Genomic DNA, 13,605 nt, shown 5'->3' on the forward strand with positions numbered 1-13,605 from the left:
GACGTGGATCGGCGATGATCCACGCTGACGTTTTTCGCCCTGGAGCCGCCCGTTGAGCGACGTGGACGACATCGCGCCGGGCCTGATGGTCCTGCACGGCAACCGCCTGGAGGAACTGCGCGACGTCCTGGTCGCGTGGCTTCGGCGCGCGCCGCTGGCGCCGCTCGAGGACGAGTGGGTGCTGGTGCAGTCCAACGGCATCGCGCAGTGGTTCCAGATGGCCCTTGCGCGGGCGGTCGATGAGGGCGGGCTGGGTATTTCAGCGGCGGTGAACGTGCAGCTCCCGGGCCGGTTCCTCTGGAAGGCCTATCGCGCGGTGCTCGGGCGCGATGCCGTGCCGCAGGAATCCCCTTTCGACAAATCACGGTTGGTCTGGCGCTTGATGCGCCTGTTGCCATCGCTCTCGCAGGAACCGGATTTCGACTCGCTCGCCGCCTACCTGGGCCACGAGGACGATCCGCGTAAATGCCACCAGCTCGCCGAGCGCCTGGCCGACCTCTACGACCAGTACCAGGTGTATCGGGCCGATTGGCTAGATGACTGGGCGGCCGGGCGCGATGTATTGCGCGACGCGCGCGGCGGTGCGCCCGCCATGGCCGCCGGCGACCGCTGGCAGGCCGTGTTGTGGCGGCGCCTGCTGGACGATGTCGGGCCGCTCGACGCCCACGGCCATCGTGCCGCCGTGCACGAGCGGTTCCTGAGCGAGATCGCCTCGGCGGGTTCGCGACCCGCGGGGCTGGCGAGGCGGATCGTGGTGTTCGGCATGTCGTCGCTGCCCCGGCAGACGCTGGAGGCGCTGTCCGCCATCTCCCGCTGGTCGCAGGTGCTGCTGGTGGTGATGAATCCGTGCCGACACTACTGGGCCGACATCGTCGACGATCGCGAATTGCTCCGCGCGGAGCGCCGGCGCCAGGCGTTGAAGCCCGGCATGCCCGCCTTGCCCTCCGATGCCGACATGCACCTGCATGCGAACCCGTTGCTGGCGGCGTGGGGCAAACAGGGGCGCGACTACATCCGCATGCTCGACGAGTTCGACCATCCGGAGAGTTACCGCGAACGCTTCACCGCGTGGGACCAGCGTATCGACCTGTTCGCCGAGCCGTCGTCACGGCGCCTGCTCGGGCGGGTGCAGGCGGCCATCCTCGATCTGGAACCCGTGCCGGCGACCCCCGCGACGGTCGATCCGGGCGACACCAGCATCGCCTTCCACGTCGCCCACGGCCCGCAGCGTGAAGTGGAGATCCTCCACGACCAGTTGCTGGCGCGCTTCGAGGCCTCGGCGCGAGAGGGCGACCCGATCCTGCCGCGCGACGTGATCGTGATGGTGCCCGATATCGAGACCTATGGTCCGCATATCGACGCGGTGTTCGGCCGCGTGCCGCGCGACGATCCGCGCTACATCCCTTTCAGCGTGGCCGACCGTGCTTCGCGTGGCACCGTGCCCCTGGTGATGGCGCTGGACATGTTGCTGGGCATGACGGAGTCGCGCTTCGCCGCCGGCGATCTCGCCGACCTGCTCGACGTGCCGGCCATACGGAAGCGGTTCGGGCTTGGCGAAGACGACCTCTCCCTCGTGCACCGTTGGATCGAGGGCGCCGGCATACGCTGGGGACTGGACGCCGCGCAGCGCGCATCGCTGGGATTGCCTGCGCTCGAGCAGAACACGTGGCGTTTCGGCTTGCGGCGCATGCTGTTGGGCTACGCGGTCGGGCGCGGCGACGCGTGGGGCGACATCGAGCCCTACGACGAGGTCGGCGGGCTCGACGCCGAACTTGTGGGGCCCTTGTCCGATCTGCTGGATAGCCTCGGGGCGTACTGGCGATCGATGGCCGAACCCGCGCCGCCCGCGGTGTGGGGTGCACGCCTGCGAGCGATGATTCGGGAATTCTTCGAGGCCGCCGAGCCCGATGACAGCATGCGCATCCAGCGCCTGCAGGAAGCCCTCGACACCTGGGAGCGCGCCTGCGCGGAAGCGGCGTTCGAGGAACCGCTTCCCGTGGACGTGGTGCGCGAAGCATGGCTGGGACAACTCGACGACGATGGTCTGTCGAAACGCTTCCTCGCCGGTGCGGTGAGTTTCGGCACCTTGATGCCGATGCGCGCCATCCCGTTCCGCCTCGTGTGCCTGCTGGGCATGAACGACGGCGATTATCCGCGCGCGCGTCCGCCGATGGATTTCGACTTGATGTCGCGTCCGGGTGCCTGGCGTCCGGGCGATCGCTCGCGACGCGAGGACGACCGCTACCTGTTCCTCGAAGCATTGCTTTCCGCACGCGACGCGTTGCACATCGGCTGGGTCGGACGTAGCGCACGGGACAATGCCGAGCGCGCGCCGTCGGTGCTGGTGGGACAGCTACGCGATTATCTCGCCGCCGGTTGGCGGGCAAGCGATGGCGGGCCGTTGTTGCCGCACATCACGGTCGAGCATCCACTGCAGCCTTTCAGCCGCGCTTATTTTGGACTCGGCGACGAACGGCTGTTCACCTATGCGCGCGAATGGCGGCAGGCCCACGACGGCGGCGAACGGGTGGTGGACGAGGCATTGCCACCTGTTTCCATCGAGCGGCCGCTCGGTCTGGCGGTACTGCGTCGTTTCCTGCGTCATCCCGTGCGTGAATTCTTCCAGTCGCGCCTGGGCGTCCGCTTCGATGCCGCCGAGGTCGCCACCGATGAGCTCGAGCCGTTCGCCATCGACGGGCTCGGCCGGTTCAGCATGACCGACGCGGTGTTGCGTGCCGCGATCCACGGCGAGGGTGACGCGGCTTCGTCGATCGATGCCGCCGCCGCCCGCCTGCAACGCAGCGGCGTGTTCCCGATGGGCGGTTTCGCCGGACCGGTCCGCCGTGAAATCGAGGCCACCGCGACGACCGTGTTCGCTCGCTTCGTCGCCGAACGACGCGCATGGCCGGTCGATGCCGGCAAGCGCGAGGTTCGCATCGAGGCCGCCGGCATCGTCATCGAGGACTGGCTGGCGGATCTTCGCGCCGATACCGGCGGGAGGCTCGCCGCCTTCCTGTTGTCGCCGTCGAACGTGCTGGATAACGAAGGGGCGGTGCGCGCGCACCGCCTGGTGATGCCCTGGGTCGATCACCTCGTGGCCCAGGCCGCCGGCCTCGCCTTGGAGACGCGTTATATCGGGCCGGACGCCACCGTGGTTCTTGCGCCCATCGATGCCGGCCATGCCACGCGCATGCTGGAGACCTTGGTGAGCGCCTGGCTCGAAGGCATGCGCGCGCCTCTACCGGTCGCCGTGCGGACGGCGCTGGCGGCGCTGGCCACCGCCTCGCCGGACGACGCTATCGCCTCAGCGCGCAGGACCTACGACGGCGTGCACGAGCGTTCGCGTGGCGAAGTGGACGGCGATCCCTACCTGCTTCGCGCCTATCCGGATTTCGCCGCGCTCGAACAGGCGGGCTTCGAGCATGGGTTGCAGCCGTACCGTGATTTCATCGGCAGCCTGCGCGTGGAGCCCGCATGAGCGCGGACGTGCTGCCGCTGCAACCCCTGTCGATGCCCCTCGATGGCGTGCGCCTGATCGAGGCGAGCGCCGGCACCGGAAAGACCTGGACCATCGCCGCGTTGTACGTGCGCGCCGTGCTCGGCCATGGCATCGCGGAGCCACTGCTGCCCCCGCAGATCCTCGTCGTGACATTCACCGAGGCGGCCACGCAGGAACTGCGCGAACGCATCCGCACGCGCCTTGTGGATGCGGCGCGCGCCTTCCGGGAAAACCACGCCGACGAACCCTTCCTCGCGGGATTGCTGGATGCCCAGCCTGCGGAACGCCGTGCGGCGTGTGCGCGCCGGTTGGAACTGGCCGCGCAGTGGATGGACGAAGCGGCCATCTTCACCATTCATGGCTGGAGCCAACGCATGCTGACCCAGCACGCGTTCGGCAGCGGCCATGCGTTCGCGCAAACGCTGGAGCCCGACGAAAGCGAGTTGCTTGCCGAATGCGTGCGCGATTACTGGCGACAGGCTTTCTACCCGCTCGACGAGGCGCGGCTGGCGCCGATCATCGAGGAATGGACCTCGCCCGACGCCTTGCTGCGCTCGCTGCGGCCACTCCTGGCGGGCGGGGAGACCACCTTGCGGGTCAATGGCGAGGTACTGCCCGAGGCGGTCGATGTCGCCGCCACCCTTGCCGGACGGGCTGCCTGGGACGAGGAAGCGGTGCGCCGGAACGCCGACGCTGCCGCGGCATGGGCGGCGGACGTCGACGTGATCGAGGCAACGATTTCCACGGCCGCACGCGACAAGGTCCTGCACAACGGTTGGTACAAGCCGGAGCGCATGCCAGCCGATCTCGCCGCGATGCGCCGCTGGGCACTGACCGGCGATGCGGCCGGTTTCGACATCGCACGTTATTCCGCGACCCGCCTGGCCAAGGCCACCGGCAAGGGCAAGACCTCGCCGGCGCATCCGGCGTTCGCGGCACTCGATCGCTGGCAGGAATGGCAGTCGGGAAAGGTACCCGTTCGCCACGCCGTGCTGGCGGATGCCTTGCAATGGGTACGCGAACGTTTCGCCGCGCAGAAGCGCCGCCGGGCGCAGATCGGCTTCGACGACCTGCTGCTGCGCCTGGACCGTGCCTTGGCATCGCCGTCGGGAGCCAGCCTGGCGGCGACCCTGCGCCAGCAATTCCCGCTGGCGTTGATCGACGAATTCCAGGATACCGACCCGCTCCAGTACCGGATCTTCCGTGCCGTGTATGCGGGTGCGCCGGCGGTGGGGTTGTTGCTGATCGGCGATCCGAAGCAGGCGATCTACGCGTTTCGCGGCGCGGACATCCATACCTACCTCGCCGCGCGGGGCGAAGCGCAACCGCCGCACTACAGCCTCGATACGAACCATCGATCCAGCGAAGGCATGGTGGCCGCGGTGAATGCGGTGTTCGAGCATGCGGAGCGTCATGCCACGGGGGCGTTTCATTTCGCCGATCGCGGGTTGCCCTTCGTCCCCGTGAAGGCGCGCGGCCGCGCGGAAACCTTCGTGGTCGAGGGGCGGCCACAACCCGCCTTGCGCCTTTGGCTGCTCGACGACGAGGCGCCGGTTGGGGTGCGTGTGTATCGCGAGCAGATGGCTGGCGCGTGCGCGGCAGGCATCGTCGACCTCTTGCAAGCGGCGGAACGTGGCGAGTGCGGATTCGTGTCGACGGATGGCACGTTCGCATCGCTCAAGCCGGCGGATATCGCCATCCTCGTGCGCAGTCATAACGAGGCGGCCGAGATGCGTGTGGCGCTCGCGCGGCGCGATGTGCGCAGCGTCTTCCTGTCCGATCGCGATTCCGTGCTCGACAGCATCGAGGCGCACGACGTGCTGCTCTGGCTGCGGGCGGTGGCGGAGCCCGCGTCGGATACGGCGATGCGCGCGGCGCTCGCCACGCGCAGCCTCGACCTCGGCTATGCCGAACTCGAACGCCTCAACGTGGACGAGCGGCACTGGGAACGGCGTGGTCAGCAGTTGTTCGAGCTGCGCGAGACCTGGCGCCGGGGTGGCGTGCTCGCGATGCTGCACCGCTTCCTCCACGTCTTCGATTTGCCGGCGCGCCTGCTCCCGTCGCCGGGCGGCGAGCGTGCGCTGACCAACCTGTTGCACCTGGCGGAACTGCTCCAACAGGCGGCCGCCACGATCGAGGGCGAGCAAGCGTTGATCCGCCATCTCGCGGAGCGCATCGCCGATACCTCCAGCCATCATGGCGACGACCAGATCGTCCGCCTGGAAAGCGACGACGACCTGGTCAAGGTCGTGACGATCCACAAGTCGAAGGGCCTGGAATATCCGTTGGTGTTCCTGCCGTTCGCCTGTGCGTCGGGCGGCGCCCGCGCGGGCCAGGGCTACCGCTATCATGATGTTGGCGGTGCGCAGCTGGAACTGCTCGCCGCCAGTCACGATGGCGCTGGCGAGCCCGTGCGCGAGGCCAAGGAAGCGGCCGAGCGTGCGGCGCTGCAGGAAGACCTGCGCCTGCTCTATGTCGCGATGACACGTGCGCGTCATGCGTGCTGGGTCGGCGTGGCGCCTGTCTGCCATAACCCGGCGAAGAAGCCGCAACTGCATCGCGGGGCCTTCGGCCACGTGCTCGGTGGCGGCCGGGAGATCGACAACGGCGCGATCGAAGGCCTGTTGCGCGAGCTTGCCGAAGGACATCCCTCGATCGCCGTGGAGTACATGCCGGCCCCGCACGAGCGGCCTTACCAGCCGGCCACGCAGGACGAACGGCCCCAGCCGGCACGTGAACCCCATCTCGCCCGTGCCGCGCCGTGGTGGATCGCCAGCTATAGCGCGTTGCGCTATACCGACGAGGCCGTGGCCGCGCCGGAAACCGCGGCGGACGACGTGATCGTGGAATACGCCACGGAGCCGGTGGCGACCGCCGCCGACGTCGCCACCATCCATGGTTTCGAGCGCGGCGCCGAAGCGGGCACCTTCCTTCACGACCTGCTCGAATGGGCTGCGGAAGAGGGCTTCGCCGAGGTCGCCGCCGATCCGGCGAGTCTTCGCGATACCGTGGCCCGCCGGTGCGAGCGTCGCGGCTGGGAACGCGCGATCGACCCGCTCACCGACTGGCTGCTGGGCTTCCTGCGCACGCCGCTGGCCTTGCCGGATGGCCGCCACCTCGTGCTGGCCACCCTCGACGATCCACGCCGTTATCGCGCCGAACTCGAATTCATGTTCGAAGCGCGTGGCGTGGATACGCTGGCGCTGGACCGCATCGTGCGGGAGTACACGCTCGGCGGCGCGGCGCGTCCGTCGCTGGCGGCGGACCGGGTCAATGGCATGCTCAAGGGGTTCATCGACCTCATCGTGGAACACGAGGGCCGTTGGTACGTGGCCGACTACAAGTCGAACTGGCTGGGTGTCGACGAGCAGGCTTATACGTCCGCCGCCATGCGCCGGTCGATCCTCGATTCCCGTTATGAACTGCAGTACGCGCTCTACCTGCTCGCGCTGCATCGACAACTGCGCGCGCGGCTCGGTGCGGCATACGACTACGACACGCATGTCGGAGGCGCGGTGTATCTCTACCTGCGCGGCATCGACGGCAAGGGGCATGGCGTCCATGTGGAGCGTCCGCCGAAGGTGATGATCGACGCGCTCGACGCCTTGTTCGAAGGAGCGGCCGCATGATCGCCGATATCGCGGGTTGGCTCGACACGGCCGTGGCCGAGGGTCGCCTGCGCTCCATCGACCGCGCGTTCGCACGCTTCCTCGCCACACTCGAACCCGATGTGGATGCGCGCGTGCTGGCGATGGCCGCCCTGGTCAGCCGCGAACTCGGCGAAGGGCATATCTGCGTGGACGTCGGCCGCCTCGGCGAGATCGAGGCGTCGCTCGCGGAGCCGGAGCGCTGGATCGGCACGTCGTCCCTCGTGGCCGGTCCCGCGGGCGATACAGCCGCTCCCTTGGTGCTGGACGGCGGCTGGATCTACCTGCGCCGCTTCTGGCGCGACGAGGCCCGTGTCGCCGACGCGGTCGTTTCCCGCTTCGGCAGCCTGCCCGTGCCGGCCAACCTCGATGTCGAACTCGACCGCCTGTTCCCGCGCGACGGCGACGGGCCCGATTGGCAGAAGATCGCCTGCGCCATCGCCATACGCGGTGCCTTCGCCGTGGTGACGGGTGGACCCGGCACGGGCAAGACCACCACCGTGGTCCGCGTGCTGGGACTCTTGCAGGCGTTGGCCCATCGCGAAGGCCTGCCACGCCTGCGTATCCGCCTCGCGGCACCCACGGGCAAGGCCGCGGCACGATTGAACGCATCCATCGCCGGGCAGATCGAACGGCTCGACGTGGAGGCCGCCGTCAAGCAGGCGATTCCCGCCGAGGTCACGACCTTGCACCGGCTCCTGGGTAGCCGGCCGGACAGCCGTGCTTTTCGTCATGACCGCGACAATCCCTTGCACGTGGATGTCCTCGTCATCGACGAGGCGTCGATGATCGACCTGGAGATGATGGCGGCGACGCTGGACGCCTTGCCCACCGGAGCGCGCCTCATCCTGCTGGGTGACAAGGACCAGTTGTCGTCGGTGGAAGCGGGCGCCGTCCTCGGCGATCTGTGCGCACGAGCGGAGCGTGGCTACTACGACGCGGAGACGCATGCATGGTTGGCCGATGTGTGTCACGTGGATGTCGGGCCGTGGACGATACCTGGGGAGGCGCGTGCGCTCGACCAGCATGTCGCGATGCTCCGGCGCAGCCGCCGCTTCGGTGACGACAGTGGTATCGGCGCGCTGGCCGCCGCGATCAATGCCGGCGACCTGGCAGGAGTCCGTTCGGTGTTCGAGCGCGGTGACGCCGACGTCGCCGCGTTGCCGCCGTCTCCCGAGTCGGTCGCCATGCTGGCGATCGAAGGACGAGGCGAAGCGCCCGGCTATGCGCATTACCTGGATCGCATCGAGACGGCGCGTCCGGCGGCGGATGCATCGTTCGCGCACTTCGAGGACTGGGGAGCGGACGCATTGCGGTCGTACGCCCGGTTCCAGTTGCTATGCGCCACGCGGCATGGCGACAACGGTGTCGTGCGGCAGAACGAACGCATCGCGCAGGGCCTGCTTGAACGCGGCCTCATCGAGACGGTGGACGGCTGGTATGAAGGCCGACCGGTGATGGTCACCCGCAACGATTACGCGCTGGGCCTGATGAACGGCGATGTGGGCGTCACGCTATGGGTGCCGGACGGGCAGGGCGGCATGGCCTTGCGCGTGGTGTTCGCGGTGATGGACGAGCGTGGCGGTGAACGCATCCGTTTCGTCGTGCCGAGCCGCCTCGCGGCAGTGGAAACGGTGTATGCGATGACCGTGCACAAATCGCAGGGCTCGGAGTTCGAGCACACCGCGCTCGCGCTGCCCGCCGAACCGTCACCCGTGCTGACACGCGAACTGGTCTATACGGGCGTGACCCGTGCCAGGCGCTGGTTCACCTCGCTGGCCGCGCCGGACATCCTCGGCTATGCGGTACAGCGGAAGACACAACGAGCCTCCGGCTTGCTACGCCGATTGCTCTGACCCGCACGGCAGGGCACGCGATGCCACACGTCCATCGCCGCTGAAGCGGCTCCCACAGGGGCTTGCATCCCCTCGGATCAGGACCAGACCTGGTGGGAGCCGACCTTGTCGGCGATCCCGCGGGAGCGGGCCAGACCGAGGCAAGCACCCATCGCCGCTGAAGCGGCTTCCCACCACGGCATCGGTCCCACCACGGCATCGGTCCCACCACGGCATCGAGTAGATCAGGCAGGAATACACCTGTGGGATCAGGACCAAAAAGCGGACTCTCACAGGCGCTACGCAACCTCCTGTGGGAGCCGCTTCAGCGGCGATAACGGCGCCGCGATCAACCCACCTTGTAAAAGTCCTTGTACCAGGCCGCGAACTTCGCCAGCCCCTCGTCGACCGAGGTCGACGGCGCATAACCCACATCCCGCCTTAGCGCCGACACATCCGCCCACGTATCGGGCACATCGCCCGGCTGCATCGGCAGCAGGCGCTTCTCCACCGTACGCCCGAGGTGCTTCTCCAGCAGACCGATGAAGTCGAGCAACTGCACCGGCTCATCGTTACCGATGTTGTACACGCGGTAAGGTGCGGCCGAGCTGCCCGGATTCGGCGCCACCGGGTCGTACGACGGGTCCGGCACGGCCGGGTGGTCGAGCGTGCGGATCACGCCTTCGACGATGTCGTCGATGAAGGTGAAGTCGCGGCTGTGCTGGCCGTGGTTGTACACGTCGATCGGTTCGCCGCGGACGATGCGGTTGGCGAACAGGATCGGCGACATGTCCGGCCGGCCCCATGGGCCATACACGGTGAAGAAGCGCAGGCCCGTCGTCGGCAGTCCGAACAGGTGGCTGTACGTATGCGCCATCAGCTCGTTCGACTTCTTCGTGGCCGCATAGAGACTGACGGGATGGTCTACGGCGTCTTCCACCGAGAAGGGCATCTTCCGGTTCGCCCCATAGACCGAACTCGACGAGGCGTAGACCAGATGCCCCACCTGATGCCGCCGGCAGGCCTCGAGGATGTTCACGAAGCCGACCAGGTTGCTCTGCACATAGGCGTGCGGATGGGTGAGCGAGTAACGCACGCCGGCCTGGGCGGCGAGGTTCACCACGCGCTCCGGCTGGAAATCCGCGAACGCCTTGTCCACCGCCGCCTGCTCGGCGAGGTCCGCGCGCAGGTGCGTGTATGCGGGGTGCGCGGCGAAGCGGGCGAGGCGCGCTTCTTTCAGTGCCGGGTCGTAGTAATCGTTGTGGTTGTCGAAGCCCAGCACGGTGTCGCCGCGCGCGAGGAGGCGCTCGGTGAGGGCCGAACCGACGAAACCGGCGCTGCCGGTGACCAGGATGCGCATGGTGGGGACCTGCGGTTTGGGCGGCCCCACAGTGTAGCGGACGCCCGGATTGACACGGCAGCGGCGCTGATCTAGTTTTTGCGCGATATCCACGAGACGAAGGTGGCCCGCGGTAACGCCGGCCGAGTGTGCGACATGCGGACTACTCGCTTCCCAACCTGAGCCCCCGCCACGTCTTCGTCACCTTTCGAAGGGCGCCTGGCGCCCTTTTTGTTTGTCCGGAACACCATTCATGATCCAGATCACGCTACCCGACGGCAGCCAGCGCCCGTTCGACCATCCCGTCACGGTGCAGGACGTCGCCGCCTCGATCGGTGCCGGCCTGGCCAAGGCCACGCTCGCCGGCAAGGTCGACGGCAAGCTCGTCGATGCCAGCTTCACCATCGACCACGATGCGGCCCTCGAGATCGTCACCGAGAAGAGCCCCGAGGCCCTGGACATCCTGCGCCACTCCACGGCGCACCTGCTCGGCCAGGCCGTGCAGCGCCTGTTCCCGGGTGCGCAGGTCACGATCGGTCCGGTGGTCGATAACGGCTTCTACTACGACTTCGCCTACGAGCGGCCCTTCACGCCGGACGACCTCGACGCCATCCAGGCGGAGATGGAGAAGATCGTCAAGGAACAGATCCCGGTCACCCGCTCGGTGAAGAGCCGTGACGAGGCGATTCGCTTCTTCCGCGACATGGGCGAGGAATACAAGGCCCAGATCATCGAGAGCATCCCGGCCAACGAGGAGCTTTCGCTCTACACGCAGGGCGAGTTCACCGATCTCTGCCGCGGCCCGCACGTATCCAACACGGGCAAGCTGCGCGCGTTCAAGCTGATGAAGGTGGCCGGTGCCTACTGGCGCGGCGATTCCAACAACGAGATGCTGACCCGCATCTACGGCACCGCGTGGCTGAACGACAAGGACCTCAAGGCCTACCTGCACCAGCTGGAGGAGGCCGAGAAGCGCGACCACCGGCGCATCGGCAAGCAGCTGGACCTCTTCCACATGCAGGAAGAGGCCCCGGGCATGGTCTTCTGGCATCCGAAGGGCTGGGCCATCTGGCAGGCGGTGGAGCAGTACGTCCGCGGCGTCTACAAGAAGAGCGGCTACCGCGAGGTCCGTGGGCCGCAGATCATGGACGTGAGCCTGTGGAAGAAGTCCGGCCATTGGGACAACTACCAGGAAAACATGTTCTTCACCGAGTCGGAGAAGCGCACGTATGCCCTGAAGCCGATGAACTGTCCGGGCCACGTGCAGATCTTCAACACCAACCTGCACAGCTACCGCGACCTGCCGGTGCGTTACGGCGAGTTCGGCGGCTGCCACCGCAACGAGCCCTCGGGCGCGCTGCACGGCATCATGCGCGTGCGCGCCTTCACCCAGGACGACGGCCACATCTTCTGCACCCCGGCCCAGATCGAGGACGAGGTCGCGGCCTTCCACGGCCAGGCCATGAAGGTCTACGAGGATTTCGGCTTCAACGACATCGCCATGAAGATCGCCCTCCGCCCCGACAAGCGGATCGGCTCGGACGAGGTCTGGGACAAGGCCGAGCACGCCCTGCGTGGGGCCCTGTCGGCGGCCGGGGTGGAATGGGAGGAGCTGCCGGGCGAGGGCGCCTTCTACGGTCCGAAGATCGAGTACCACATGAAGGACTCGATCGGCCGGGCCTGGCAGGTCGGCACCATGCAGGTCGATTTCATGATGCCCGAGCGCCTGGGCGCCGAGTACGTGGACGAGAACAGCCAGCGCCGGCACCCGGTCATGCTGCACCGGGCCATCGTGGGCTCCATGGAGCGCTTCATCGGCATCCTGATCGAGCACCACGCGGGCTTGCTTCCGACCTGGCTCGCCCCCATTCAGGCAGTCGCCTTCAGCATTACCGACGCGCAGGCCGATTATGTGCGTGAAGTGACGCAAGCCCTTGTCGGACAAGGGTTCAGGGTGGAAGCCGATTTGCGCAACGAAAAAGTCGGATATAAAATCCGCGAGCATACGTTGCAGAAGGTGCCCTATCTCATCGTGATCGGCGATCGCGAGAAGGAAACGGGTACCATTTCCGTACGTACCCGCGGCGGCGAAGACCTCGGTACCATGCCGGTGGCACAATTCGTCGAACGTTTGGAAGCCGAGACCCGCCGCTAGGCCGCGGGTCCGGTATTGGGATCATTCTTCTGGAGGATAGCGGTATCGCTACGACCGATAACAAGGGCAATCGCAAGAACAACGACATCCGCGTGCCGCGGGTGCGCGTGCTGGGCGCCGAGGGCGAGCAGTTGGGCATCATGGAGACCCGTGACGCCATTCGCGCCGCCGAGGAGCTGGGCATGGACCTCGTCGAGATCCAGCCGAACGGCGATCCGCCGGTCTGCAAGATCATGGATTACGGCAAGTTCAAGTTCGAAGCCCAGAAGAAGGCCTCGGCCGCCAAGAAGAAGCAGAAGCAGGTCGAGATCAAGGAAGTGAAGTTCCGCCCCGTCACCGACGAGGGCGACTACCAGATCAAGCTGCGCAAGATGCGCGAGTTCCTGGAAGAAGGCGACAAGGTCAAGGTCACGATCCGCTTCCGCGGCCGTGAAATGTCCCACCAGGACCTCGGCCAGAACCTGGCCCGCCGGGTCCAGACGGACATCGGCGAAGACGGCGTGGTGGAGTCCTTTCCCCGCCTGGAAGGCCGCCAGATGGTCATGATGATCGGCCCGAAGAAAAAGGCCTGATCCAGAAAAGGCGCCCCGGCGCCTTTTTTGTGGCCGATTCTTTTGTGGGAAAGCACCAGGGTGGGAAGCGCGCTCGCGCGCGATGGCTCTTGCCCCAAGCCCCATCGCGGCCGAGGCCGCTTCCCACCAGGATTCGGTTTGCCGGGCAGGGGCCAGATTCAGTTGCCGGGCAGGGGCCAGATTCGGTTCCCCGGCAGGTTGGCTGCCTCTGGCGGAAGCCCCCACGATTCGGTATCATCGCCGGCTCGGCCCGTATGGATGGGCCGAATCACCGTACCCGGCAGGAAGGAAAGCGCGTTGCCTCCCAAGGCTCGCCGCCGGATCAGTCAGCAACCGAATACGGAGCATTCCGATGCCCAAGATCAAGACCAACCGGGCGGCCGCGAAGCGTTTTCGCAAGACCGCATCCGGCAAGTTCAAGGCCGGTCACGCCTTCAAGTCGCATATCCTGACCAAGAAGTCGACCAAGCGTAAGCGCGGCCTGCGCGCTCCCAACCACGTCAAAGCTTGCGACACCAAGGGTGTAGCTCGCATGTTGCCGTATCTCTGAGGGAGGGT

Annotated in this window: 7 protein-coding genes; 6 read left to right on the forward strand and 1 reads right to left on the reverse strand. The window is 67.1% G+C overall.

Features of this window, described 5'->3' with window-relative positions; genetic code table 11:
- Window positions 1-61: 61 nt before the first annotated feature.
- From recC to recD, 3 genes are read left to right on the forward strand one after another with little or no spacing between them, the layout of a single operon-like run.
- Window positions 62-3,478 carry an exodeoxyribonuclease V subunit gamma gene (gene recC, locus AB6730_RS12605; RefSeq protein WP_371024012.1) on the forward strand — a complete coding sequence of 1,139 codons (3,417 nt, stop codon included), beginning with the start codon at window positions 62-64 and terminating at the stop codon, window positions 3,476-3,478.
- Complete coding sequence (gene recB, locus AB6730_RS12610; protein WP_371023949.1) at window positions 3,475-7,128, forward strand: exodeoxyribonuclease V subunit beta; 3,654 nt, start codon at window positions 3,475-3,477, stop codon at window positions 7,126-7,128. Before recC ends, recB begins: the two co-directional genes overlap by 4 nt.
- On the forward strand, window positions 7,125-9,002 hold the full coding sequence (recD, locus tag AB6730_RS12615; protein ID WP_371023950.1) for an exodeoxyribonuclease V subunit alpha: 1,878 nt from the start codon (window positions 7,125-7,127) through the stop codon (window positions 9,000-9,002). The genes recB and recD overlap by 4 nt, the downstream gene beginning before the upstream one ends.
- 328 nt (window positions 9,003-9,330) lie before the next feature.
- On the opposite strand, the gene AB6730_RS12620 is transcribed toward recD, so the two are convergent.
- Window positions 9,331-10,341 carry an NAD-dependent epimerase gene (locus tag AB6730_RS12620; protein ID WP_371023951.1) on the reverse strand — a complete coding sequence of 337 codons (1,011 nt, stop codon included), beginning with the start codon at window positions 10,339-10,341 and terminating at the stop codon, window positions 9,331-9,333.
- A gap of 232 nt (window positions 10,342-10,573) precedes the next feature.
- Between AB6730_RS12620 and thrS the strand changes: the two genes are divergently transcribed.
- The 3 genes from thrS (at window position 10,574) to rpmI (ending at window position 13,597) form a co-directional block, all read left to right on the forward strand.
- Entirely contained in the window at window positions 10,574-12,475 is a 1,902-nt protein-coding gene (gene thrS, locus AB6730_RS12625; protein WP_371023952.1) for a threonine--tRNA ligase, read from the forward strand.
- Between the two features lie 44 nt (window positions 12,476-12,519).
- Complete coding sequence (gene infC, locus AB6730_RS12630) at window positions 12,520-13,047, forward strand: translation initiation factor IF-3 (protein ID WP_371024013.1); 528 nt, start codon at window positions 12,520-12,522, stop codon at window positions 13,045-13,047.
- 352 nt (window positions 13,048-13,399) lie between these two features.
- The gene (gene rpmI, locus AB6730_RS12635; RefSeq protein WP_036114929.1) at window positions 13,400-13,597 is read left to right on the forward strand and encodes a 50S ribosomal protein L35; all 198 of its coding nucleotides are present in this window, start codon (window positions 13,400-13,402) and stop codon (window positions 13,595-13,597) included.
- Window positions 13,598-13,605: the final 8 nt, after the last annotated feature.

Source organism: Luteibacter sp. RCC_6_2 (assembly GCF_041360655.1).
Classification (GTDB): domain Bacteria; phylum Pseudomonadota; class Gammaproteobacteria; order Xanthomonadales; family Rhodanobacteraceae; genus Luteibacter.

Coding starts and splice junctions, on each gene's coding strand:
- AB6730_RS12620 (WP_371023951.1), bottom strand. CDS start 10,341: ATGCGCATCCTGGTCACCGGCAGCGCCGGTTTCGTCGGTTCGGCCCTC.
- recB (WP_371023949.1), top strand. CDS start 3,475: ATGAGCGCGGACGTGCTGCCGCTGCAACCCCTGTCGATGCCCCTCGAT.
- thrS (WP_371023952.1), top strand. CDS start 10,574: ATGATCCAGATCACGCTACCCGACGGCAGCCAGCGCCCGTTCGACCAT.
- recD (WP_371023950.1), top strand. CDS start 7,125: ATGATCGCCGATATCGCGGGTTGGCTCGACACGGCCGTGGCCGAGGGT.
- rpmI (WP_036114929.1), top strand. CDS start 13,400: ATGCCCAAGATCAAGACCAACCGGGCGGCCGCGAAGCGTTTTCGCAAG.